The sequence below is a fragment of the Pseudomonas palleroniana genome (assembly GCF_022836895.1).
In the GTDB taxonomy this organism is placed as follows: domain Bacteria; phylum Pseudomonadota; class Gammaproteobacteria; order Pseudomonadales; family Pseudomonadaceae; genus Aquipseudomonas; species Aquipseudomonas palleroniana.
In genome coordinates, this window is sequence record NZ_CP092411.1 from 3,320,086 (window position 1) to 3,343,862 (window position 23,777).

Below are 23,777 nucleotides of genomic sequence, written 5' to 3' on the forward strand. Positions count from 1 at the left end.
GCGAATGCGGCCAGTGTGGGGCCGCGTATACAGAGCAAGTGAGTGAGTACCGATATGAGTGACAGCTACCTTTCATTCGTCAATTCGTCCTGGGGGCGTCGCCTGGCCCAGGCCATTGGCCTGCCGCAACCGTTGCCGCTGCAACGCCATCGCAGCGGTCAGCCCGGCCTGGCCAACCCGGTGATCGTCGCCGGGGCCGGGCGCCTGGCGCCACAGGTGCAACAGATCTTCAGCGCCACCGACACGGTCGTCGCCACCCCGGCGACCCTGCAGGCGCCGTCCACGCTCAAGGTGCAGGGCGCGGTGTTCGACGCCAGTGGCGTGGTGGATGTCCAGCAACTCGATGAGCTTTACCTATTCTTCCACGCCAACGCCAAGCGCATCGGCCATCACGGTCGGGTGGTGGTGCTCGGCACGGCGCCGGAACATTGCAGCGACTTGCCCCAGGCCATCGCCCAACGAGCCCTGGAAGGGCTGGTGCGTTCCCTGGCCAAGGAACTGCGGCGGGCCATCACCGTGCAATTGATTTACGTCGCGCCGGGCGCTGAAGAGGCGCTCGACAGCAGCCTGCGTTTCTTTCTGTCACGCCGTTCGGCCTATGTGTCGGGGCAGGTGGTACGCCTGGAGAAGCCGGTGGAAGGGCACGTCACCGTCAATTGGGAAAAGCCCTTTGCTGGTCGTCGCGCCCTGGTTACCGGCGCCTCACGCGGGATCGGCCTGGCCATTGCCCAAGTGCTGGCCCGCGACGGTGCCCATGTCGTGTGCGTCGACGTCCCCCAGGCCCAGGAAGCACTGCAGCAGGCGGCCGGCAGCGTGGGCGGCTCGGCGTTGCCGCTGGACATCACCGCCGCCGATGCGGCCGCCTTGTTGCAGGCGCATGCCAGTCAATACGGTGCCTTTGACGTGGTGGTGCACAACGCCGGGATCACCCGCGACAAGACCATCGCCAAGATGACCGAAACCGCCTGGCGTGAGGTGCTGGCGGTCAACCTGCAAGCGCCCCTGCAACTCAGTGAGGCGTTGCTGCAAAGCCAGGGTTTGAAGGCGGGCGGGCGCATTGTTTGTGTCTCGTCGATATCCGGGATAGCCGGCAACCTGGGGCAAAGCAATTACGCCACCTCCAAGGCTGGCGTGATTGGCCTGGTGCAGGGCTTGGCGGCGCGTGCGGCCGCGCAGCAGGTGACGGTCAACGCCGTCGCGCCCGGGTTTATCGAAACCCAGATGACGGCGAAGATCCCGCTGATGATCCGCGAAGCGGGGCGGCGCATGAACTCGCTGTCCCAGGGCGGCCAGCCAATTGACGTGGCCGAGACCATCGCCTGGCTGGCACACCCGGCCTCGGGCGGGGTCAACGGCCAAGTCGTACGTGTGTGCGGGCAAAGCCTGCTGGGGGCTTGAGCCATGGACTACGTGACACAGATCATCGACCCGCCGCCGACCCGCGCCCAGCTGTTGCTGGGCGGCCTGCGCGCCTTGCGCAAACCCACGCTCGACGGCGCCCCGTTGTTGCCCCAGGAGCGGCTGGTGCGCTCAGCCGTGGAATTGTCCGCCAGCGGCATTGCCGCCTACGGCCGCGCCTGCGGTTTTCGCCGCGAGCAGGGCGTGCCGCTGTCGTATCCCCACGTGCTGGCGTTCCCCTTGCATTTGCTGCTGCTGACTCGGCCGAGTTTTCCCTACCCGGCCAGCGGCATGGTGCATCTGGCGAACCGCATTCGGCAGCATCAGCGGCTGGAGGAGGGCCAGGCCCTGCGCCTGGAGGTGTACTGCGAGCGCTGGGTCGCCCACCCCAAGGGGCAGGCACTCAGCGTCGCCACCCGTGCCTACAGTGCCGGCACGCTGGTGTGGGAGAGCGACAGCCTGTACCTGCGCCGCGACGTGCTCAACCCCGTCGGCGAGCCCTGGACCGACGTGTTGCCGTTGCAGGAAGAGGGCCTGTTGCGCACCCAGCGTTGGGTGTTGCCCGCCGACCTCGGCCGACGCTTTGCCCAGGTATCGGGGGACTTCAACCCGATTCATACCTCGGTGATCGGTGCCAGGCTCTTCGGTTTCCGCCGCGCCATCGCCCACGGCATGTGGACCCTGGGCCGAGCCCTGGCCGCGCAGCAACCGCCCGGTGGCGTGGACCAGGCGCAAGCCGATTGCGACTTCAAGTTACCGATCTTCCTGCCCGGCCAGGTCGCCCTGTGGAGCCACCCCGTGAGCGGCCCACGCCGCGAGTTTGAAGTGCGCAATTTCGCCGGCGATAAACCGCATATGCGCGGCTTGTTTATCTGGAATGAGACCTGTCGATGAGTGACTACAGCTTCAATCCGGCCCCGACCCGCCGCGTGGCGATCATCGGCGGCAACCGTATTCCGTTCGCCCGCTCCAACACGGTGTACGCCCACGACAGCAACCAGGACCTGCTGGTGGCTGCGCTACAAGGACTGGTCGACCGCTACAACCTGCATGGCCAGCGTCTGGGCGAGTTTGCCGCCGGCGCGGTGATCAAGCATTCGCGGGATTTCAACCTGGCGCGCGAGTCGTTGCTGTCGACCACGCTGTCGCCGCAAACCCCTGCGTACGACGTGCAGCAAGCCTGCGGCACCGGCCTTGAAGCCGCCTTGCTGGTGGCCAATAAAATTGCCCTGGGCCAGATCGAAGTGGGCATTGCCGGTGGTTCCGACACCACCTCCGACGCGCCCATCGGCATCAATGAGTCCTTGCGACATACCTTGCTCGCGGCCAACCGGGGCAAAAGCCTGGGCGACAAGGCCAAGGCGCTGTTGAAGGTCCGCCCCTCGATGTTCTTCAAGCCATTGCTGCCGCGCAATGGCGAGCCGCGCACCGGTTTGTCCATGGGCGAGCACTGCGAAGAAATGGCCAGGCGCTGGCAGATCAAGCGCCTGGCCCAGGATGAATTGGCCCTCACCAGCCATCAACGGTTGGACGCGGCCTACAAACGCGGCTTTTTCGACGATTTGATCAGCCCCTATCGGGGGCTCACGCGGGACAACAACCTGCGCGCCGACACTCGCCTGGAAAAACTCGCCGGCCTCGCTCCAGCCTATGACCGCCAGAACGGCACCCTCACGGCGGGCAACTCCACGCCATTGACGGACGGCGCCTCGGTGGTGCTGCTGGCCAGTGAAGCCTGGGCCGCCGAGCGGGGCCTGCCGGTGTTGGCCTATCTGCGCACGGGCGAAACGGCGGCGGTGAATTTTGTCGACGGCACCGAGGGCTTGCTGATGGCCCCGGCCTATGCCGTGCCGCGCATGCTCCAGCGCGAGGGCCTGAGTTTTGCCGATTTCGACTTCTTCGAGATCCACGAAGCCTTCGCTGCCCAGGTGTTGTGCACCCTCAAAGCCTGGGAAGACGCCGATTACTGCCGCGAGCGCCTGGGCCTGGACGCGCCGTTGGGCAGCATTGACCGCGCCAAGATGAACGTCAACGGTGGCTCGCTGGGCTGCGGTCACCCATTTGCCGCCACGGGCGGCAGGCAGTTGGCGGCGCTGGCTAAAATGATCGATCAGAACGGCGGCGGGCGCGGTTTGATTTCGATTTGTGCGGCGGGCGGGCTGGGCATTACTGCGATCGTCGAAAAATAGCGCTGTCAAAAACAACAACAAGGAGACTGCCATGAACGCTGTAAGCCTGGAACAAACCGAACGGGTCTGGTTGAACGCATACCTGCCCGGCGTGCCGGCAGACATCGACGCGGGGATCGAGGACTACCCGTCGCTGCGCGAGGTGTTCCTGGAGCACCTGGAAAAATTCCGCGAGCGGGTCGCCTACGTCAGTATCGGCACCGAGATGACCTACGCCGACTGGCAAGCGCAAGGTGTCGCGTTTGCGGCCTGGCTACAGGGGCAGGGCGTGAAGAAGGGCGACCGTGTGGCGTTGATGATGCCCAACTGCCTGCAATATCCGATCTGCCTGCTGGGCACCATCCTGGCCGGTGCGGTGGTGGTCAACGTCAACCCGCTGTACACCTCCCATGAGCTCAAGCACCTGCTCAAGGACAGCGAGGCCGAAACCGTGGTGATCTTCGAGAATTTCGCCTACACCCTGGAAAAGGTCATCGCCGGCAGCCGTGTCAAACGCGTGGTGGTGGCGGCCATCGGCGATTTGCTCGGCACCTTCAAGGGCGCAGCCATGAACTTCATCCTGCGCAGCGTGCAGAAGCAGGTGCCGGCATTCAGGCTGCCGGGGGCGTTGCGCTTCAACCAGGTGCTCAAGCAAGGGCGGGCGCAGCATCATTTTCAGGTGGCGATGGCCCTCGACGACCTGGCGTTCCTGCAATACACAGGTGGTACGACGGGCGATGCCAAGGGCGTGATGCTCAGCCACCGCAATATCATCGCCAACCTGCTGCAAGCCAAGGCCTGGGTCGGTGACCAACTGGACCAGAACCAGCAGGAAACCAACGTCACCTTGCTGCCGCTGTACCACATCTTTTCCCTGACGGTGAACTGCTTGATGTTCATGTGCCTGGGCGGGCGCAACATCCTGATCGCCAACCCGCGTGATGTGAAACGCGTGCAGATGATCCTGCGTAAAGAGCGCTTCAACGGGATTGCCGGGGTCAACACGTTGTTCAATGGTTTGCTGGAGAACAAAGAGTTCTGTGCCCGGGATTTCTCTGCGCTGCGCATGGTGATCGCCGGTGGCATGGCCACCCACACGGCCGTGGCCAAGCGCTGGAAGGAAGTCACCGGGTTACCGATCATCGAAGGCTACGGCCTCACCGAGTGCTCACCGGTGGTCAGCATCAGCCCCATCGACATTGCGCGCATGCGCGAGATGGAGTTCACCGGTAGCATCGGCGTGCCATTGCCCTCGACCTGGGTGCGCTTCATGCGAGAGGACGGCGAACTGGCCGACATCGGCGAGCAAGGCGAACTGCAAGTACGTGGCCCGCAGGTGATGCAGGGTTACTGGAAGCGGCCCAAAGAAACCGCCGAGGTGCTGGATGACGAAGGCTGGCTGTCGACCGGGGATATCGGTGTGATGGACGAGCGTGGCTATATCCGGCTGGTCGACCGCAAGAAAGACATGATCCTGGTATCAGGCTTCAACGTGTACCCCAATGAAATCGAAGATGTGGTGGCGATGCATCCGGGGGTGGGTGAAGTGGCGGCCATCGGTGTGGAAGACCCGGTGACGGGGGAGCGGGTGAAGATCATTGTGGTGCGCAAGGACCCGAACCTGACCCAGGAACAGATCCTCGCCCACTGCCGGGAATACCTGACGGGGTACAAGGTGCCAAGGTATGTGGAGTTCCGCAGCATCGAACTGCCCAAGACCACGGTGGGTAAAGTACTGCGCCGGGCCTTGTGTTAGAGAGGATCTGATTTTGTAGTGAGCGGGCTTGCCCCGCGCTGGGCGGCGCAGCCGCCCCACCAAAGCCGCCGCGTTATACCAGTGAAACCCAAATCCCCGGATTCTGGGCCACCTTCCAACCCATACCCCCGAAACCGGGGACATCGTTTACACATTTGAAGCTCGGACGCCCCTGTGCGTAGCAGGCCCATTTTTGGGGCCGCTTCGCGGCCCATCGGGAGCAAGCCCCCTCCCACAGTGAAAGCGTTAGGCCTTAGCTGACTGGTATTAGGGCTTGCCCCGCGCTGGGCGGCGCAGCCGCCCCACCAAAGCCGCCGCGTTATACCAGTGAAACCGAAATCCCCGGATTCTAGGCCGCCTCCCAACCCATATCTCCGAAACCGGGGACATCGTTTACACATTCGAAACGCGGACGCCCCTGTAGTGAGCGGGCTTGCCCTAATGCCTGTCAGTTAAGCGACAGAGTGGACGATGGATAACCTGTGGGAGGGGGCTTGCTCCCGATAGGCCGCGCAGCGGCCTCAAAAATGGGCCTGCTACGCAGTCCATCGGGAGCAAGTCGAATCGTCGCACCGCCCCTCCCACAGTGACAGCATTAAGCCTTAACTGACTGGTATTAGGGCTCGCCCAGCGCGGGGCAAGCCCGCTCACTACAAGTTTCGCTTAAACTTCTTGCACTTTGATCCAGCGTTCTTCCTTCGCCGCCACACGGATCGCCGTCGCCAGCCGTTCCACCGCCCATGCCGCGTCAAAGTCAGTGCCCTCGGCCCCTTGGCCGGCCACGGCCATGATCAATTCCTGCACCTCCAGCGTTTTCAACTCGTTGTAGCCCAACTGGTGACCGGCCGCCGGGCTGAACGCGGCATAGCCGGGCAGGGCGGGGCCGGCCAGCAGGCGTTGGAAGCCGTCCTGGCCGATACGGTACAGGCGCAGTTCGTTCAAGCGCTCCTGGTCGAATGCCAATGTGCCCAGGGTGCCGCTGATCTCGAAACTCAGGTGGTTCTTGTAGCCCTGTTTAAGCCAACTGCTGCTCACCGTGCCGCGCGCGCCGTTGGCGAACCGCAGCAATGCATGCACCTGGTCATCCACCGCGATGGCTTTCAGTTCGCTGCTGCCCGATGTAACAGGGCGTTGGGCGTGCACGGTGTGGGTGTCGGCACACACGCTTTCCACGTCGCCTACCAAGTAGTGCGCCATTGCCAGCAGGTGGCTGCCCAAGTCTGCCAGGGCACCACCGGCATGCGTGACTTCGCAGCGCCATGACCAGGGGGACGCGGGGTCAGCCATGAAGTCTTCACTGAATTCACCCTGAAAACTGATGATTTCGCCAAGGTCGCCCTGGGCGATCATCTGCCGCGCCAGGCTGATCATCGGGTTGTGCTGGTAGTTGTAGCCGACCCGCGTCACGACCCCGGCGGCGCGGGCTGCACGGCGCATGGCGTCGGCCTGTTCCAGGCTGACCGCCAAGGGTTTTTCGCAATACACGGCTTTACCCGCGGCGATTGCCGCCATGGCCATGGGGTAGTGCAGATGGTTGGGAGTGGTGATGGCCACCAGTTCGACGTTGGGGTCGTTGATCAACGCTTGCCAGTCGCCGTGGGCCTGGGCAAACCCCCAGGCGGTGGCGCAGCGCTGGGCGCGTTCGACGTCGGCGTCGGCCAGGGCGGCCAGCTTGAGGGTAACCGGCAGTTCGAATACCGCACGGGCATTATTGAACGCCAATGCATGGGCGCGGCCCATGAAACCTGTGCCGATCAAGCCGATTCCGAGTTCACGCATAGCCGTGGTCCTTTGAATTGTTGTTTTCAGGAGCGGCATTAATGGAATAAAAATTTCTAAAATTCAACATTTGGAATAAAAATTCATCGTCAGACTGTTCCGGCGCAAGATGTAGGAACAATCAACGCTACTGATGTGGCTATATTCAGCACATGGCCAAATGCTGCCAGTTAACAAAAGATAACGTAGCGCCGATTGTCAGACGATTCGAAAGCCCGATAGGATGGCCCCTGCTTCCTTCAGGCGCTCTAGATTGCAGGTTTCAGCGCCTGGTAAAGCCCCTAACAATAATAAAATGGGAGAAGGTCTATGAGTGAGCCTGTCATGGGTTGGGTTGTCTGCCGCCCACGTGCCGCACGCAAGGTTGCGTTGCTGGCCACAGCGCTCTCGTTGCTGGCCGGTGCTGCGTTGTCGGTACCGGTGCTGGCAGCCAGTGATACCGCCGCACCGTCGGTGTTCGCGATTGAATCCCCCAAGGCCGCCAAGGGCCTGATGATCGATGTAGTCCATGCCGGTGCGCGCCTGGTGGCGGTCGGTGACCGTGGGCACATTCTCTACTCCGATGACCAGGGCAGCACCTGGACTCAAGCCAAGGTCCCTACCCGGCAGTTGCTCACGGCAGTGTTTTTCGTCGATGACAAACACGGCTGGGCGGTGGGCCATGATGCGCAGATTCTCGCCAGCACCGACGGCGGTGCCACCTGGGCCCAGCAGTACCAGGACCTCAAGCGCGAAGCGCCGCTGCTCGATGTCTGGTTCAAGGATGCCAACCACGGCATGGCCGTCGGCGCCTACGGTGCGTTGATCGAAACCACCGACGGCGGCAGGACGTGGGCGGACGTCAGCGACCGCCTCGACAACGAAGACCAATATCACCTCAACGCCATCGCCCAGATCAAGGACGCCGGGCTGTTCATTGTGGGCGAGCAGGGCAGCATGTTCCGCTCCAGCGATGAGGGCCAGACCTGGGAAAAACTTGAAGGCCCCTATGCAGGCTCGTTGTTCGGCGTGATCGGCACGGCCCAGCCGCAGACCCTGCTGGCCTACGGCCTGCGCGGCAACCTGTACCGTTCCACGGATTTCGGCAGCAGCTGGGAGCCGGTGGCGCTGAATGCCACGCGTGGGGCGCTGGAGTTCGGCCTGTCGGGCGCCACGTTGCTCGATGATGGCACCCTCGTCGTGGTCGGCAACGGCGGCAGCGTGGTGGTCAGCCATGACGACGGCGTGACGTTCAGTGTGTTCAACCGCCCGGATCGCATTTCGCTGTCGTCCGTGACGGCGGCAGGCAATGGCAACTTGATTCTAGCCGGGCAGGGTGGCGTGCGTGTCGCCACGCCGACTGGCGCAGAACTCGTAAAACAATAATAAGGGCGGGGAAAGCATGAGCAGTCATCACAACGATAAAGCGACCCTCCTTGAGCGCCTGATCTTCAACAACCGTCCGGCGGTGATTGTCATCTGCCTGCTGGTGAGCATTTTCCTGTTCTGGCAGGCGACCCTGATTCGCCCCTCCACCAGTTTTGAAAAGATGATCCCCCTGAAGCACCCCTTCATCGAAAAGATGATGGAACACCGCAACGACCTGGCCAACCTGGGCAACACGGTGCGCATCTCGGTGGAGGCCAAGGACGGTGACATCTTCACTCAGGCCTATATGGAGACCCTGCGTCAGATCAACGACGAGGTGTTCTATATCCCCGGCGTCGACCGCTCCGGTCTCAAGTCGCTGTGGAGCCCCAGTGTGCGCTGGACCGAAGTGACCGAAGAAGGCTTCGCCGGCGGCGAAGTGATCCCACAGAGCTATAACGGCTCGGCGGAAAGCCTCGACCAACTGCGCAACAACGTGCTCAAGTCCGGCCAGGTCGGACGCCTGGTGTCCAACGATTTCAAGTCGAGCATCGTCGACATCCCGCTGCTGGAGTCCTACCCCGACCCGCAGGACCAGGGCAAGCTATTGGCCCTGGACTACCGCAAGTTCTCCCATGAACTTGAAGACAAGATCCGCGACAAGTTCGAAGCGCAGAACCCCAACGTCAAGATCCACATCGTCGGCTTCGCCAAGAAGGTCGGCGACCTGATCGACGGCCTGGTGATGGTGGTGATGTTCTTCGGCATTGCGTTCGTCATCACCCTGATTCTGCTGTTGTGGTTCACTCATTGCCTGCGCAGCACCGTCGCGGTGTTGAGCACCACGCTGGTGGCGGTGATCTGGCAGCTCGGGCTGATGCACTTTTTCGGTTTCGGTCTCGACCCGTACTCAATGCTGGTGCCGTTCCTGATTTTTGCCATTGGCATTTCCCACGGCGTACAGAAGATCAACGGCATCGCGCTGCAATCCAGTGAGGCCGATAACGCGTTGACCGCCGCACGTCGCACGTTCCGCCAACTGTTCCTGCCTGGGATGATCGCGATCCTGGCCGACGCGGTGGGCTTCATCACCCTGCTGATCATCGATATCGGCGTTATCCGCGAGCTGGCGATCGGCGCGTCGATCGGTGTCGCGGTGATCGTATTTACCAACCTGATCCTGTTGCCGGTGGCGATCTCCTACGTCGGTATCAGCCAGCGTGCGATCGCCAAGAGCAAGAAAGATGCGCACCGCGAACACCCGTTCTGGCGCCTGCTGTCCCGGTTCGCCAGCGCCAAAGTCGCGCCGGTGTCGATTCTGCTCGCATTGATCGCCTTCGGCGGCGGCCTGTGGTACAGCCAGAACCTCAAGATCGGCGATCTCGACCAAGGCGCGCCGGAACTGCGCCCGGATTCGCGCTACAACAAGGACAACAACTTCATCATCAGCAACTACTCCACCAGTTCCGATGTATTGGTGGTGATGGTCAAGACCAAGGCCGAAGGCTGCTCGCGTTATGAAGCCATGGCACCCATCGATCAGTTGATGTGGAAGATGCAGAACACCGAGGGTGTTCAGTCGGCCATCTCGCTGGTGACGGTATCCAAGCAGATGATCAAGGGCATGAACGAAGGCAACCTGAAATGGGAAACCCTGTCGCGCAACCCCGACGTGTTGAACAACTCCATCGCCCGTGCCGATGGCCTGTACAACAACAATTGCTCCCTGGCGCCGGTGCTGGTGTTCCTCAACGATCACAAGGCCGAAACCCTCGACCGTGCGGTACATGCGGTGCAGGACTTCGCCAAGGAAAACAACAAGGACGGTCTGGAGTTTATCCTCGCCGCCGGTAACGCCGGGATCGAAGCGGCCACCAACGAGGTGATCAAGCAGTCGGAGCTGACCATTCTGGTCCTGGTGTACCTGTGCGTGGCCACCATGTGCATGATCACGTTCCGTTCCTGGGCGGCAACGTTGTGCATCGTGCTGCCGCTGGTGCTGACTTCGGTGCTGGGCAACGCACTGATGGCGTTCATGGGGATCGGCGTCAAGGTCGCGACCTTGCCGGTGGTGGCGTTGGGCGTGGGGATCGGTGTCGACTATGGCATCTATATCTACAGCCGCCTGGAGAGTTTCCTGCGGGCTGGCCTGCCGTTGCAGGAAGCGTACTACCAGACCCTCAAGTCGACCGGCAAAGCCGTACTGTTCACCGGCCTGTGCCTGGCAATCGGCGTGTGCACCTGGATTTTCTCGGCCATCAAGTTCCAGGCCGACATGGGCCTGATGCTGACCTTCATGCTGCTGTGGAACATGTTCGGTGCACTGTGGCTGCTGCCGGCGCTGGCACGCTTCCTGATCAAGCCCGAGAAGCTGGCGGGGCAGAAGGGCAATTCGTTGTTTGCCCACTGAGGTTTGGGCGGGTGGGGGCTCGCCCTGGTGCCCATCAACCAGGAGGCGAATTACTCCTGTGGCGAGGGAGCTTGCTCCCGTGGCGGCCTGTCAGCCGACCGCGATGTGGGTTGTGTACATATCCATTGCTGCGGTAACGGCGGCTTATGGTTCCGCTCTTACAGCGGCTCACTTTTGGAGAGGCCCAAAAGTAAGCAAAAGGCCTTCGCCCCACCACTCGGCACCTCGCTCAGGCTCGGTGTGCCCGAACACAGGCTTGAATCCGTGGGCCGCCGCCACGCGCCATCCATGACGCGGGGCGGCTAACCCGGCGTCCTGCCGGGTTACCCACGGATTCAAGCCTGCGTTCGGCCAGCGTGGTTTAACGGGGCGCCTAAGATCAGGATCAAAAGCAGATCAAAAACATAGGCGGTGAGTCAGGGTTGTCATGGGTGCTGGCAACTCAGAGCTTGAGGAACAGCTTCTGGTCCAGCGGTGGTTCGATTTTGGCCCGTACGATGCTGTTGAAGGGTTGGTTGTTGCGCCCGGCATTCTCCACCAGATCCTTCTGGGTCATGTAGCGCTGCTCGGGCAGTTTCAGGTGCGCGGCGCTGTAGGTGTTTCGTGCGGTGGTCGTGTTGGGGTAGTGGAAGTGCGCATACCAGAGCACGTTGGTACTGTTTTTCTCACGAACAGCGTACTCCGTGAGAAAGTCCGCGCCCTTGAGCTTTTTGCCGCGGGTGACCAGGCTGATGTCGACGCGCCCATGGGTCCATAGATAATCGATGTTCTCCGCTCGGGGGAGCTGGCGCAGGTAGCCGTCACAACGGTGCATGATCGCGCGCTCGCGCATGGCCTTGACGGCATTTTTCCACGTTTCGACCAACGCTTTGGTTTCACTGGCTGCCCCGTGGTTGGCGTGGGCATCCTGTGCGACTTGCTCAAGCTGGTCGGCCTGGGCTTCGAGCATGTCGCTCCAATCGCGAGGGTTGACGGTTTCGCGGCGAGCCGGATCATCCAGTTTCTTCTTCTGGAACTGGATTGAGCGCTCGATACCGGCCTGTTCTCCCATCAGTTTGCGGGCCGTGCCGATGGAGGCCGACAGCGGCTTGGGTGATGGCACGGAGGGGGAGCTGACCGGCTCTGCGTTGACGATCCGGACCCAGTCGCCTTCGGTCGAGTGCCAGCTGTAACTGCTCAGGGGTTGGCCGGTGCGGGAGTCAAGCACGTCGATGATCGGGATATCCTGGCCGGGTTGTGTATCCCGTAACGTGCCCACCAGGGTTTGTTTGTCGCGGGTCTTGAAGACCTTCTTGTTCAGCGATTTGCGCGCCCTGTCGTCACGGCGCGGGGCGACCGGTGGCAAATGCTGTTCCTCGCGCATCAGGTCCGCCAGCTCGACCTGGGCCTGGGTGATGACTTCCTGCAGGCACTCAAGATAACGCTTGCCATAGAACACACGGACGCTGTCGGGGCCGGTCTCTTGCAAGGCGTGCGCATTGTTGAATTCGGCCTGATATTTTTCGATCAGGTTGCTCAACACCGCGATACGTTCCTCGCCGGTGTAACCCTCATGTTGCTGCAGCTCGATATGGGAGTTCGCGGCGGCGTTCAGGTCGGCCTGGTTGAAGCGGTCGCGGAAAAAGGCTTCTTCGGGGGAGCGGGGGTCGATGGTTCGGTCCAGGCTCAACTCCCGCAGCGCGCTGAGGCGCTCCATGGTGGCGGTGAACACCTGATTGGCCGGTGGCTGCGGGAATTCCTTGATGAACGCCTCCGCGAGTTTCTTATTACCGGGGCAGTCGCTCTTCCATTCGTTCAGCACCTGGTTATAGGCTTGGGCGGCCTCAATCTGGCGCCCGAGGCGCTCGACGTGGTCAGCCATGTTCTCGATCAGATCGTCGTAGGCGCCGGGCTCATTGCGTTGGGTTCGTTCAATCAGCTTTGCGAGCGGCTCACCGGACTTCGCATGGGTGAACTGGTCGTTGACGTACACGTGATCGATCGTGCGTGAAAGCAGGGTGGCGGCGATGGCTTTGTACTGGTCCCCGCGTTTCTCCCGGAAAAGATTGAAATTCATCGCAGGGTTATCGCTGCTCAACGCCTGAATCGCAATGCGCCTGTGGGCAAGCATTGCATTGGCGTTTTTCTGATCGTCTTCGAAGCGCATGCGCATCAAGGTCGACAGGTCTTTATTCTTCCTCAACTCTTGTTGGTACTGTTGCGTAAAGCCGGCCCCACGCTCGCCACTGTTTACCAGGCCCCATAGCGTCCTCAGGGTTTTGTTCGACTTGCGCAGGGTTTCATCGGTTTCGTTCAAGCGCATATCACTGGTTTCGATGGCGCCCACCAGCGGTTGCATCGAGGCCACTTGTTCGGCGTATCGCCTGAGCATCGCATCGCTGAGTTCGATATTGCGGTCCAGGGTGGCCTTCATCCGTTCGCTGGCCCTGGGCATGCCGCCACGCAGTTTAGGGCGGGTGTCGAACTGCCATTGCCCCTTGGCGTCACGGGTCAGTGGCGGACCCGTGAGGGTTCTGTTTTGCTCGTTGATCACGAAGGGACCATCCAGGTCCCTGGCGACACGATACCAATGGTTCTCGATGCAGGCGTGAAGCTTGCCATCGACGAGCTATAGGCCCGCCCGCGCGCCACTTTGAATGGGGGTGGTTGTACCGGTCGGTTTCGGTACGCTGAACGATTGAATGTGGGCGCGTTGCGAGGGGCTCAAATCACGCGGGCTGGAAAACGAGAAGTCAAAGGGTTGGTCGTGCGTGAGCAGGCCTTTGACAACCGCTGCGGCGTCTGGCTCGACCACTACCCGCGGTACCTGGGATGTATCCCCTGCGGGTCGGCGCAACGGGGAAGAAACTTCCGGCCGCTGGTTAAAAGGCACATTGCCCACGGCGCGTTCCGGTGGGCGCACAGGCGTGGCATGGCTTAACAACGTGGCCACATTGACCAGCAGGTCCACCATCGCTCCTGCAGGGTCGGAGTTGTTCGGGTCGCTGGCCTGCCTGATGTCGTCTTCGACACTGGCCAGTTGCAGCAGCCAGCCGGCCATGGCGCCGGGGCCGCGCAATACCGGCAACAGGGTATTGAACAGTAACCAGCCCAACTCCTTGTAGGAGGCCCAACGGCTCTGGGCATCCGAGGTGGACTGGCCTTGGGCGAGGGTGACCAGGCTTTGGGTGTTGGTAGTGAACAGGTGCTGCATCAACTTGCCGTCCCGTAAGTCCTTGCGCAGTTTCTCGCAGGCGCCATATCCGTCGATGGCCAGGCTCGTCGGGGCGGGTGTGGCGGGCGCATCGAACTCGTTAAAGACCCCGTAGCGGGCAATATGCGGCGTCTTGAAGCCGCCGTTGCCGTAGATCGCCCGCACCTTGTCGCTTGGCAGCCAGGCCAAAACGCTCTGTTGCAGAGGCCCCGGGGCCTGGATCGCAGCGAGCAGGGCATCGCGGCTGGCAAATTCCTGCAAAACCGGTGACAACTGCGGACGGTAGAGCAGGTGAGGGCCGTATGCAGGGTTTTGCGGTTCTATCAGGAACATATTGGCGACGACGTCCGGTGTGGCGCCGGGTTTGCGCACAAATGCCAGGGGGCGCAGGGTAATCGCTTGACCGTCGACCTCCCGTGGGCCGGTGCCGGGCCGGGTCACGGCTTCCACCAACCGATAGCCCGTATCGGTGATGCCGGCTTCGCCCTTTAACTTGAGCTCAAGCGCTTGCAGGTTCAGTTGTAGCGGCACTTGTTCAATGAAAAGCTTTGCGCGTGCCCTGGCTTCGTCGGTATCGCTGAGCAGGTGCTGATTGAGCAATGCGGGGTATTGTTTGCCGATATCGATCGTGGTGATCAGATCCTTGAGCATCTGTGGCAATTCGGGGTCTTTGATCAGTTGCCCGCGCAGGCGAACATCCATGGCACCGGCGGGCAGCCCCGCAAGATTCTCCAGGGCCATGTCCACCAGGCTCATCTTGACCGGCTCGATGTAACCACTGCCCAGATCGCCGACCGGCACCTTGAAGGTCACTTCCAGATCTTTGGCGGCGTAGCCCTTGGAGGCCAGGTGGGCGTTGAGCTGTTGTTCGGCGTAAGTACGGATATCGGGAATATCCGTGAGGAACGTGCGGCCCTGGTTGCGCTGCACGCTGCTGGCCAGTTCCAGTGCCTGACGCTGGTAAGCGAAGCGCTCGGCGTCGGTGGCCTGGGTCAGCCATCCAGGCAGGTCACGGGGGCGGGTTGATGCCGTGTTGTTGAACCACATGGCCGTATCGCTGGCTTGGGAAAACAGCTGTTCCAGATCGCCGGCACGGCTGTTGGCCGGCAACTGTATTGCGTCCAGGTTTTGCAGTTGGCGGTCGAGTATCACGGCCGCCTGGGTATCAAAAATGTTGCCGTCCGGCTCCCGGCGCTTCCAGGTGAGGCGGTCGAACTTGAAGGACTGGTTAAGCTGGTGCTCCCATGCCTGTGTGAACGCCTCCAGGGAGGCGTAAGGCGTGACCTTGCCCGCAGCGGTGGCGTGCAGCACCAACGTTTCGCCGCCGATATTGCGGGTGATCAGCAGGCTCGGGTCCGAATGAGTGGCTGTGATCCCCGCTTGCTCAAGGGTTGTATCCACGATGAACGCGCGCGCGGCGGATTCGCCATAACGGCTGTTGCGTTCGCTGACGTCGGGGTAGCGGGTGATCTGGTCCAGGGTTTCACGCTGGGTCGCGCTGAGGCCGGGTTGCTGGAGGCCGGCGATGCGCAGCGTATCCTTGAGTGTGTCGCTGAGCCAGCGCCAGCGGCTGGTACCGGCAAACGTGTCCTGCCCCCAGTAATGGCTTAACGCATCGGCGTAAGCGGCCTTCAGGTTGGGACGCAGGCTGCGGATGGCCAGTTCCATGGAGTAGGTGTCCAGGGGCGTGGCTCGGTTGCCGCTGGCGTCGACGACTTTGAGGGTGGTCGCCGTGTCGCGGCTTACCCATTTGGCGCCTTCGGGCAACGCCAGTTCGCCGCCGCTGGCCATGTGCTCGAGCGCCAGGTCCAGCAGCGGGGTCAAGGCGTATTGCAGAGGATCCGTCGAGATCGGTACGGCCAGAGCGGTGTTGGCGCTGTTGAAGCTCAACGTGGGGTAGCGCTGGTTCAAGAGCGAGTCCAACTGCGCGGCCACCACGGAGCGCAACGTCGGGCGTGTGGCGAATTGGTTGGCGACGACACTGGCCGGTGTATCGGCAGCCGGAACGCCCTGGGCGGTCTCTTTCAAGCGGCCTTGCAGGCCCAGCGGCGGCTGGATTGAACGTATCGGCCTTGGAGGTGTTGAAAGCGGCGCCGCGGCCGCTGCCGGTTCATCGGCAGGGGGCAGGGGCGCCATCGGCAGTGACACGGAGAAAAGATGAGGACGGGCGTTGATCGACGGCATGCAAGCACTTCCTTGGCGGAGTGAAAAGAAATCAGCGCCGCGAAAGTACTGGGTTGTCGGCCAGCTAACGGTGCAAATGCGTTATGAACTGTTTCCAGTGCTGCGCGAGATCTTTGCCAACGCCCCGGTTGACGCGGGCCGGACACGTTTGTGTCGACGTATTTGCAGCCGGCCTGCCCGCAAAATCGGCACTGCCCCCGACACCCTGGGCTATCATTGGCGCTTTCCCGTAAATGATTGACTGCCATGACTGCCCAAACCCTGACCGCCACCCTTGAAAATGCCGACATGCTCGAAATTGATGGCTTGCACGCCTTTGATTTCGTGTTGGACGACAGCAAACTGCTGATTACCGCGATGGACGGCCGTGCCGAAAAACGCTGGAGCTTCAGCCTGGAACAGGTACGGGCCGCGACCTTTGATGACACCTTGCAAAGCTGGACGCTCACGGGCGAGTCGGGCGAGCACCGCCTGGTCTGCCTGAGTGCGTTTACCGGCAACAATAACGATGAGGATGAAGCGGATGATCATGCGTAAATTCTGGCCCCTGCTGATGGCCGGCAGTGTGGGGGCAATGTCGGTGCAGGCCGCACCGGCCGATACCTATGAACTGCTGGTGGGCAGCTACACCGCCGGCACCAGTGAAGGGATCTACCGGCTGCAGTTCGACAGCCGTACCGGCCGGTTCAACGGCAAACCTGCGCTGGCGGCCAAGACGGCCAACCCGTCCTGGCTGACCCTTTCCAAGGACCAGAAGCATCTGTTCGTGGTCAATGAGAACGGCCCGGGCCAGAAAGACCCGGTCGGTCGGGTGAGCAGCTACAGCATCGACCCGCAGAACCATCAGCTCACCTTGATCAACCAGGTGCAGAGCCTGGGCAATGAGCCGACTCACTCAAGCGTGGCGGCCGATGGACGTTACCTGTTCATCGCCAACTATTCGGTACTGGAAGATCCGGGCGGAAGCCTGGCTGTCCTGCCGGTGGACGCTGCCGGCAAGCTGTCGGCTCCGGTGCAATTGAGCGCGCACCCGGCCAGCCGCGTGAACCCTGAGCGCCAGGCGTCCAACCATGTGCACTCGGTGGTGTCGTCGCCGGACGGCAAGTATGTGTTTGTCCAGGATCTGGGCGCGGACAAGTTGTTTGCCTACCGTTACGATCCCAAGGCCAACCACGAACTGCCCCTGACCCCGGCCAACCCCGCATCGGTGCAGCTGCCACCGGGCAGCGGCCCGCGTCACTTGCTGTTCAGCCCCGATGGCAAGCACGCCTGGCTGACCACGGAGATGAGCGCGCAAGTAGCCGTTTTCGACTACAACGATGGCAAGCTCAGCCAGACCCAACTGGTGGACTTTGCCGCCGGGCAGCCGGTGTCCGACAAGGCCGGTGCTGCGCTGCACGCGTCCAGCGATGGCAAGTTCCTGTACGTGAGCAACCGTGGCACCGCCAACCAGCTGCTGGTGTTCAGCGTTGACCCGGCTACTGCACACCTCAAGGAGATCCAGCGCCGTTCCGTGGAGGGCGACCACCCGCGCGAGTTCAGCCTGGATCCGAGCGGCAAGTTCCTGCTGATCGCCAATCAGAAAAGTAACGAGATCGTGGTGGTCGAGCGCGACCCCAAGACGGGGTTATTGGGCAAAACCGTGCAAAAACTGCCGATCGATGCGCCCAGCGACCTCAAGTTCCTGGTGCGTCAATAAGCCACAGGCCCCGTATAGCGGGGCCTGAAGCTTTCTATTAATTCTATTAATAGCGGCTACTGTTTCAAAGCATTTCTAAGGTTTAACCCTCGGGCGTAAGTTTGGTTCCAAGGCCTTCCAAGGCCACTTAATCAAACGAACACGAGGGTTACCGCCATGAACTTCAATCTCTTCTCGGTCATCGCCGCTTCCGCTGTTTCCGCCACCGTGGCCCTGCCTGCTGCTGCCAGCGTGGAAGTGACCGGCAAAAAATCCAGCACCAGCGCCTACACCCAGAAATACCTGCAACAGAGCGCTAATTTCTACGCCGCACTGGACCACAAGACCCAACAGTAGGAGTGAGCTTCAGGGTTTTGCCATCACCGCAATAAACAGCGGCGACTCCAGAAAACGTTGTAACCATTTCTGCAGCCGCCGATACGGTGTTGCGGCAAACCACTCCCGGTCCACATGGGCAAACTGGCGCACGAACGGCGCCAGTGCCGCATCCGCCAGGCTCATATGCTCAGCCAGCAGGTATTCATGCTGGGTCAGCAAACCCTCCAGCTCCTGCAAAAACACCTCGCCTTCGGCCCGATAATGCTCCATCGGGTATTCGGGATAACGTTCGGCGTATTTGTATCGATTCAAGTGATGTTTGAACACCTGGTCATTCTCGGCAATCAGCGACAACACCGCCGGGTCACCTTGCAGCAGCCAATCATCAGGGTCGTGCTGTGCCAGTGCCCATTGCATGATTGGCAGGCTCTCGTCGATCACATGGCCCGCCACACTCAGTACCGGCACCGTGCCCTTGGGTGACAGCACCAGCATCTCGGCCGGCTTTGCCTTGAGGCTCACCTCGATAATGCGCACGGCCACCCCGCAATAACGCAAGGCCAGGCGCGCCCGCATCGCGTACGGGCAACGCCGGAACGAATACAGCAGCGCCTCGCTCACTTGACCTCCAGGGTGCTCAAGCCGTTGCCCTGGCGCTTGACCTGGATCTGCACCGGGATGCGCTCATGCATTTCCTGCACGTGGGAAATCACGGCCACCTTGCGGCCCTGGGCCTGCAAACCGTCCAAGGCGTCCATCGCCAATTGCAGGGATTCAGGGTCGAGGCTGCCGAAGCCTTCGTCGATAAACAACGACTCGATCTTCAACGTGCTGGACGCCATCGAAGCCAGGCCCAACGCCAGCGCCAACGACACCAGGAACGTCTCGCCACCGGACAACGAGTGCACCGAGCGCAGTTCATCGCCCATTTCCGTATCCATCACCAACAGCCCCAGCATGCTGCCGCCACGTTTGAGGCGGTAGCGGCGCACCAGTTGGCGCAGTTGCACGTTGGCGTGGTGCACCAGCAGGTCGAGGTTGTAGGCCTGGGCGATTTTGCGGAAGGTATCGCCGGTGGCCGAGCCGATCAGCGCGTTCAGGCGTGCCCAGCGCTGCCATTCGTCATAGGCCTGGGTGATTTGTTCTGCCAGTGCCTGGTTGGCGTCCTGACGCCGCTGGTCCTCGACCTGCCGTGCGCGCAGCGCGTCGCAGTGCTTCTCGTCGTCGGCCAGGTGCTGATTGAGGGCCGCGAGGCTGTTGTCCAGTTGCTCGGCTTCCAGGTTGCCATTGTGCTGGGCCTGGTGTTCGGCAAGGCGTTGTTCGCGCTCCTGCAGCAGCACCCTGGCTTGCTCCACGGCTTTTTCGCTGTGTTGCAACTGCTGGCGCAGCGCGCTGATTGCATGGTCATCGAACGCCAGCAAGCGGGTGAGGCCGGCGTCATCCAGCTCGGGATGCTGGGCGCGCCATTCGCCCAGGCGCAGGTCGAGGGTGTGTTGCTCGGCACTGAGTGCCTGTTGGCGTTCCTGCTGGGCCTTGAGGTCGGCGGCCAGCTGGATCAGCGTGTTGCGCAAATCTTGCAACTGTTGGTTGACGTCGGTTTCGTGTTGGCGTGCTTGCGCCACCGCCTGGTCCAATTGCTGTTGCCAGTGTTCGGCGCTTGGGTATTCGCCCAACAGGGTGCCGAGTGTTTCCTGAGCCGCTTGCTGCTGGGCAGCCAGTTCCGTGACCTGCTGACGCAAGCCCTCCAGTTGTTGCTGGCGATGCTGCTGATGGGTCTGTTCTTTCTCGATGGCTTGCCGGCGCTCTTGTTGCTCGGCGTGTTCATCGCGCTGCTGTCCCAGTTGCTCAAGGCGCTGGCTGACCTGCTGGTCCAACTGCATGAAGGTCGCAGCCGGCTCGCGGCGCAGCCCGTCCAGGGCGGCGGCGGGCAGCAGGTTGGCGAAGGCGCTGAGTTCTTCTTCAAGGCGGTCGCGGTCATTGGACAGCTCGCGTTGCTGGTCTGCCAGCAACTGGCGCGCTTGCTGGCTGGCCTCCTGGGCGGCTTGCAGTTGTTGCTGCAGGCGCCCGGCGTTTTGCTGCAGGTTGAGCAGGGCGCCCTGGCGTTGTTCGTCCTGGCTGATACTTTGCGTCAACTGGTTGAGTTGCTGGGCCAGCCAGGCGCTTCGCTGAGGCGGCTCCTGATTGAACAGCGCGGCGTACAGCGGATGGGCTTCCAGGCTGGGTTTGAGCGCCAGTTGCTGCGCCGCCAACTGCTCCTGCTGTTCCAGAAAACCCTTTTGCTGGGCGATCAAACCGCCCACTTCGCCACGCAGCTCGGTGAGTGTTTCCTTGAGGCTGTCGACCGCTTTCTGCGCCGTGGCCTCTTCATTTTCGTCATGGCGGCCGAGGCTTTGCAGCAGCGCCTCCGGCTGGTGGTACGGGTGCTCATGGCTGCCGCACACCGGGCACGGCTGGTCGTCTTGCAACTGCTCGCGCAACTCCTCGACGCTGGCACTGCGGGCCAGGCGCTGGCGCTCCAGCAATTGCTTGGTCACCGTGAGGGTTTGCTCGGCCACGGCCAATTCAGCCTTGGCTTGCAGGCCCGCCTGGTTGAGCTTTTCTCGTTGCTGCTGGGCCTGCACGAGTTTTTGCGTCAGCGCATCGCTCTGTTGATCCAGCTGTTGCTGGCTGTCCCACAGGCGTGTGAGCTCTTCGAAGGCGCGTTGCTGCTTGCGATTGTCCTGAAGCAGGCTGGCGAGCAATTGGATTTGTTCGGCCACGGCGTGGGGTTCGGCGCCGGCCTCCTGGTACAACAGCTCCAAGGCTTCGCGCTGTTGGGTGAACTGCTCGGCGGCGGCGCTGGCACGCTGTTCCAGTTGCGGCAGTTCGGCCTGGCCTTTGTTCAGGCGATTGCCGATCAGCATCAGTTGTTGCAGGCGGTCGCGGTAGGCGGCCCAGGCCTCACTCAGCGGTGCGAGGGCGCTGCTGCGCTCAAGTTCGTTGGCCAGATGTTGCAGGCGCTCGCCCACTTGCGCTTGTTTCTCCAACAAGCCATCGAGCGCGACCTGGCCCTGGGTGCAGGCGGTTTCCTGCACGTGCTGCTCTTCGGTGCGCTTGGCCAGGTCTTTGCTCAAACGGGCGAGGGTGCTCTGCTCTTCGAAGGCCCGGCGCAATAACGGCACGGCGTCGGCCTGATGTTTCAGAGCCTCGGTCAAGGCTGACTGAGCGGCGGCGTGCTGTTGTTGTGCCTGCTCTTGCTGGCTCTGTAACGCGGTTTGCTGCTCGATGTGCTGCGCAATCTGCGTGGCGAGCGGCGCCAGCAAGGTGCCCAGTTCGGCCTGTCGGGCGAAATGATGGCGCTGCGCCGCCAACTGCTCCAGGCGGCTTAAATCCTGGCGTTGCTGGCCCTGGTCATGCCATTGCTGCTCGGCGTGCTGCAACTGTTCGGCGGCGGCTTGCCGGCGCTCCTGCCATTCGCGTAGCTCCTTGAGCCACGTATGTTGCAGTTCCAACTGTTTGAGCTGTGCCTGCCGGGTCTTGAGCTGTTGCTGGGCTTCGGCCAATTGTTGATCGAGTTCGGCCCGCGCTTCGGGGGCCAGCGGCACTACGCCGTCAGATTGGATTTTTAGATCATCATGTACTTTTTCGGCTTCTTTGCTTTTTATGAAAGCTTTACGGCCTAAATGGCTATAGATGGCCGTGTTAGTGAGCTTTTCAAGCAGCTCGCTACGCGATTTATCGTCGGCCTTGAGGAATGCGCTGAAATCACTTTGGGCGAGCATGACTGCTCGGGTGAATTGGGCAAAGTTCAGGCCAAGCTTTGCCTGGATTAACTCTTCAGCTTCTTTTTTCTGACTGGCGAGCAACTGGTTTACGTCAAGATCATACAAGCTATGTCTTACTGCCTGTAGTCTCCCATTCGCCTTATCTCGGGCTCTGTTTGCTTCCCAGCGAGCACGATATTGATGCCCATCAGAGCTTACAAAGTCTACCTCGGCGTAGCCGCTGCCAGTGCCTCGACGTAAAAGTGTTCTCGCATCGTCTGTGCCCAGTTCGGAGTCGTTGTCTGGGATCTTTCCCTCCTTGCGCAGGTTTCCCAGGCGCGGCACGGCGCCGAACAACGCCAGGCATAACGCATCGAGCAGCGTGCTTTTACCCGCGCCGGTCGGCCCGGTAATCGCGAACAATCCGGCACTGGCCAAGGGCTCGGCGGTGAAGTCGATTTCAAACGGCCCAGCCAGGGAGGCGAGGTTTTTCAGGCGGATGGCGAGGATCTTCATGGCTGTTCATCCTCCTGTTGCACTTCCTGGAGCAGCACGGCGAAATCCTTCAAGGTCTGTTCATCCACTTCGCTGCCGTAACTGTCCTGCCAGGCGCGGCTGAACAGCTCCTGGGGCGTGAGCTGGTCGAGTTCAACCAGGCGCTCTTCATCGCGGTCTTCGCGGTTGCCCGCGCCTGCGTATTCGGCGGCGATGCGTACCAGGCGCACGGCTTTGCCTTGCAGGGCGGTTTCGATTTGCTGGCGCAGGTCCGGCTGTGGCTCGTCGAGGCGCACGCGCACCTCTAGCCAAGGGTGGCGCTGGGTTTCGGCGAGCAGGTCGATGTCGGGCAGGTCGCCCAGTTGCTTGAGGATATCGGCCAGGGGCGCGGCTTCCAGGCGTTGCAGATTGACCGAGCGGGGGATCAGGCGCGGTTCGACGTTCACCAGCCGCTCGCCCTGAAACGTTACGTCAAGAATCTGGTGCTTGTAGCCGATTTCGGAAAACGACAGCGGAATCGGCGAGCCGGAATAACGGATGCGTTCTTCACCATTCACCTGCTGCGGCTTGTGCAAGTGACCGAGGGCGACATAGCCCACACGGTTATCGAACAGGCTGGCGGGCAGTGCTTCGGCATTGCCGATGATCAGGCTGCGCTCGGAGTCTTCCGACACCGAACCACCGGCCATATGCGCGTGGCTGATGGCGATCAATGCCTGGCCCTTTTTGCGTTTGGCCTTGGCCGCAGCGATCAGCCATTCATGCACCTGGCCGATACCGCGCAGGTAATCGTCCCCCAAGTGCGCGCCGGTGACTTCCGCCGGGCGCAGAAACGGCAGCGCCAGGCACCATGCGGCGATCTTGCCTTTGGCATCCGGCAGGGGAATCAGCAGGCGTTCGGCGTCGAGTTGCCCGTCGTCCAGCCACAGCACCCGGCCCAACGCATGGGTGCGCAAGCGGCGCATCAACGGCGCCGGCAATTCGATGCGCGAGCCGGAATCGTGGTTGCCGGCAATCATCACAATGGTGAGCTTGGGGTTTTGCTCGTGGGCGCTGATGATGAAATCGTACAGGCGCTCCTGGGCCTTGAGCGGCGGGTTGACCGTGTCAAAGATGTCGCCGGCGATCAGCAACGCATCCGGTTGCTCGGCTTTTAATTGGCCCAGCAGCCACTCAAGGAAACAGGCGTGTTCGAAGTCGCGTTCCTGGCCGTGGAGGTTTTGGCCCAGGTGCCAGTCGGAGGTATGAAACAAACGCAAGGCGAACTCCGTGGAAAAGATGAAAAGG

The 23,777-nt window shown here is 61.7% G+C and carries 15 protein-coding genes; 9 read left to right on the forward strand and 6 right to left on the reverse strand.

The genetic code is table 11. The features are described 5' to 3' along the window. The first annotated feature begins 54 nt into the window (after nucleotides 1-54). The 4 genes from MJP36_RS15180 to MJP36_RS15195 are packed head-to-tail and all read left to right on the forward strand — an operon-like array spanning nucleotide 55 to nucleotide 5,322. Entirely contained in the window at nucleotides 55-1,398 is a 1,344-nt protein-coding gene (locus MJP36_RS15180; RefSeq protein ID WP_244383340.1) for a 3-oxoacyl-ACP reductase, read from the forward strand. Nucleotides 1,399-1,401: 3 nt separating this feature from the next. Further along, nucleotides 1,402-2,292, forward strand: coding sequence for a MaoC/PaaZ C-terminal domain-containing protein (locus MJP36_RS15185; RefSeq protein WP_244383341.1), 891 nt, complete (start codon nucleotides 1,402-1,404; stop codon nucleotides 2,290-2,292). After that, nucleotides 2,289-3,587: an acetyl-CoA C-acetyltransferase gene (locus MJP36_RS15190; protein ID WP_198762997.1), complete on the forward strand. Its 1,299-nt coding sequence runs from the start codon at nucleotides 2,289-2,291 to the stop codon at nucleotides 3,585-3,587. The genes MJP36_RS15185 and MJP36_RS15190 overlap by 4 nt, the downstream gene beginning before the upstream one ends. Nucleotides 3,588-3,618: 31 nt before the next feature. Next, nucleotides 3,619-5,322 (forward strand): AMP-binding protein, encoded by a 1,704-nt coding sequence (locus tag MJP36_RS15195; protein WP_244383342.1) that lies wholly within the window; start codon nucleotides 3,619-3,621, stop codon nucleotides 5,320-5,322. Between the two features lie 663 nt (nucleotides 5,323-5,985). On the opposite strand, the gene MJP36_RS15200 is transcribed toward MJP36_RS15195, so the two are convergent. Then, the gene (locus tag MJP36_RS15200; protein ID WP_244383343.1) at nucleotides 5,986-7,101 is read right to left on the reverse strand and encodes a Gfo/Idh/MocA family protein; all 1,116 of its coding nucleotides are present in this window, start codon (nucleotides 7,099-7,101) and stop codon (nucleotides 5,986-5,988) included. Nucleotides 7,102-7,425: 324 nt separating this feature from the next. On the opposite strand from MJP36_RS15200, the gene MJP36_RS15205 reads away from it, so the two are divergent. After that, nucleotides 7,426-8,466, forward strand: a complete 1,041-nt coding sequence (locus MJP36_RS15205) for a WD40/YVTN/BNR-like repeat-containing protein (protein ID WP_244385629.1) — start codon at nucleotides 7,426-7,428, stop codon at nucleotides 8,464-8,466. 16 nt (nucleotides 8,467-8,482) lie between these two features. Next, entirely contained in the window at nucleotides 8,483-10,858 is a 2,376-nt protein-coding gene (locus MJP36_RS15210) for an efflux RND transporter permease subunit (protein WP_161549823.1), read from the forward strand. A 442-nt stretch (nucleotides 10,859-11,300) separates the two neighbouring features. Here MJP36_RS15210 and MJP36_RS15215 read toward each other — a convergent pair whose 3' ends face one another. Then, the gene (locus tag MJP36_RS15215) at nucleotides 11,301-13,391 is read right to left on the reverse strand and encodes a hypothetical protein (RefSeq protein WP_244383344.1); all 2,091 of its coding nucleotides are present in this window, start codon (nucleotides 13,389-13,391) and stop codon (nucleotides 11,301-11,303) included. Nucleotides 13,392-13,466: 75 nt separating this feature from the next. Next, the gene (locus MJP36_RS15220; RefSeq protein ID WP_244383345.1) at nucleotides 13,467-16,235 is read right to left on the reverse strand and encodes a dermonecrotic toxin domain-containing protein; all 2,769 of its coding nucleotides are present in this window, start codon (nucleotides 16,233-16,235) and stop codon (nucleotides 13,467-13,469) included. Between the two features lie 246 nt (nucleotides 16,236-16,481). Between MJP36_RS15220 and MJP36_RS15225 the strand changes: the two genes are divergently transcribed. The 3 genes from MJP36_RS15225 (at nucleotide 16,482) to MJP36_RS15235 (ending at nucleotide 18,270) form a co-directional block, all read left to right on the forward strand. Beyond that, nucleotides 16,482-16,772 (forward strand): DUF5629 family protein, encoded by a 291-nt coding sequence (locus MJP36_RS15225; protein WP_244383346.1) that lies wholly within the window; start codon nucleotides 16,482-16,484, stop codon nucleotides 16,770-16,772. After that, nucleotides 16,759-17,934 carry a lactonase family protein gene (locus tag MJP36_RS15230; protein ID WP_104993978.1) on the forward strand — a complete coding sequence of 392 codons (1,176 nt, stop codon included), beginning with the start codon at nucleotides 16,759-16,761 and terminating at the stop codon, nucleotides 17,932-17,934. The genes MJP36_RS15225 and MJP36_RS15230 overlap by 14 nt, the downstream gene beginning before the upstream one ends. A 156-nt stretch (nucleotides 17,935-18,090) precedes the next feature. Then, nucleotides 18,091-18,270, forward strand: a complete 180-nt coding sequence (locus tag MJP36_RS15235) for a hypothetical protein (RefSeq protein ID WP_060752616.1) — start codon at nucleotides 18,091-18,093, stop codon at nucleotides 18,268-18,270. Nucleotides 18,271-18,279: 9 nt separating this feature from the next. On the opposite strand, the gene MJP36_RS15240 is transcribed toward MJP36_RS15235, so the two are convergent. From MJP36_RS15240 to MJP36_RS15250, 3 genes are read right to left on the reverse strand one after another with little or no spacing between them, the layout of a single operon-like run. Continuing rightward, nucleotides 18,280-18,873: a glutathione S-transferase gene (locus MJP36_RS15240; protein ID WP_244383347.1), complete on the reverse strand. Its 594-nt coding sequence runs from the start codon at nucleotides 18,871-18,873 to the stop codon at nucleotides 18,280-18,282. Continuing rightward, nucleotides 18,870-22,511 carry an AAA family ATPase gene (locus MJP36_RS15245; protein ID WP_244383348.1) on the reverse strand — a complete coding sequence of 1,214 codons (3,642 nt, stop codon included), beginning with the start codon at nucleotides 22,509-22,511 and terminating at the stop codon, nucleotides 18,870-18,872. The genes MJP36_RS15240 and MJP36_RS15245 overlap by 4 nt, the downstream gene beginning before the upstream one ends. Next, entirely contained in the window at nucleotides 22,508-23,749 is a 1,242-nt protein-coding gene (locus tag MJP36_RS15250; RefSeq protein WP_060752619.1) for an exonuclease SbcCD subunit D C-terminal domain-containing protein, read from the reverse strand. Before MJP36_RS15250 ends, MJP36_RS15245 begins: the two co-directional genes overlap by 4 nt. Nucleotides 23,750-23,777: the final 28 nt, after the last annotated feature.

Coding starts and splice junctions, on each gene's coding strand:
- MJP36_RS15180 (WP_244383340.1), top strand. CDS start 55: ATGAGTGACAGCTACCTTTCATTCGTCAATTCGTCCTGGGGGCGTCGC.
- MJP36_RS15185 (WP_244383341.1), top strand. CDS start 1,402: ATGGACTACGTGACACAGATCATCGACCCGCCGCCGACCCGCGCCCAG.
- MJP36_RS15190 (WP_198762997.1), top strand. CDS start 2,289: ATGAGTGACTACAGCTTCAATCCGGCCCCGACCCGCCGCGTGGCGATC.
- MJP36_RS15195 (WP_244383342.1), top strand. CDS start 3,619: ATGAACGCTGTAAGCCTGGAACAAACCGAACGGGTCTGGTTGAACGCA.
- MJP36_RS15200 (WP_244383343.1), bottom strand. CDS start 7,101: ATGCGTGAACTCGGAATCGGCTTGATCGGCACAGGTTTCATGGGCCGC.
- MJP36_RS15205 (WP_244385629.1), top strand. CDS start 7,426: ATGGGTTGGGTTGTCTGCCGCCCACGTGCCGCACGCAAGGTTGCGTTG.
- MJP36_RS15210 (WP_161549823.1), top strand. CDS start 8,483: ATGAGCAGTCATCACAACGATAAAGCGACCCTCCTTGAGCGCCTGATC.
- MJP36_RS15220 (WP_244383345.1), bottom strand. CDS start 16,235: ATGCCGTCGATCAACGCCCGTCCTCATCTTTTCTCCGTGTCACTGCCG.
- MJP36_RS15225 (WP_244383346.1), top strand. CDS start 16,482: ATGACTGCCCAAACCCTGACCGCCACCCTTGAAAATGCCGACATGCTC.
- MJP36_RS15230 (WP_104993978.1), top strand. CDS start 16,759: ATGATCATGCGTAAATTCTGGCCCCTGCTGATGGCCGGCAGTGTGGGG.
- MJP36_RS15235 (WP_060752616.1), top strand. CDS start 18,091: ATGAACTTCAATCTCTTCTCGGTCATCGCCGCTTCCGCTGTTTCCGCC.
- MJP36_RS15245 (WP_244383348.1), bottom strand. CDS start 22,511: ATGAAGATCCTCGCCATCCGCCTGAAAAACCTCGCCTCCCTGGCTGGG.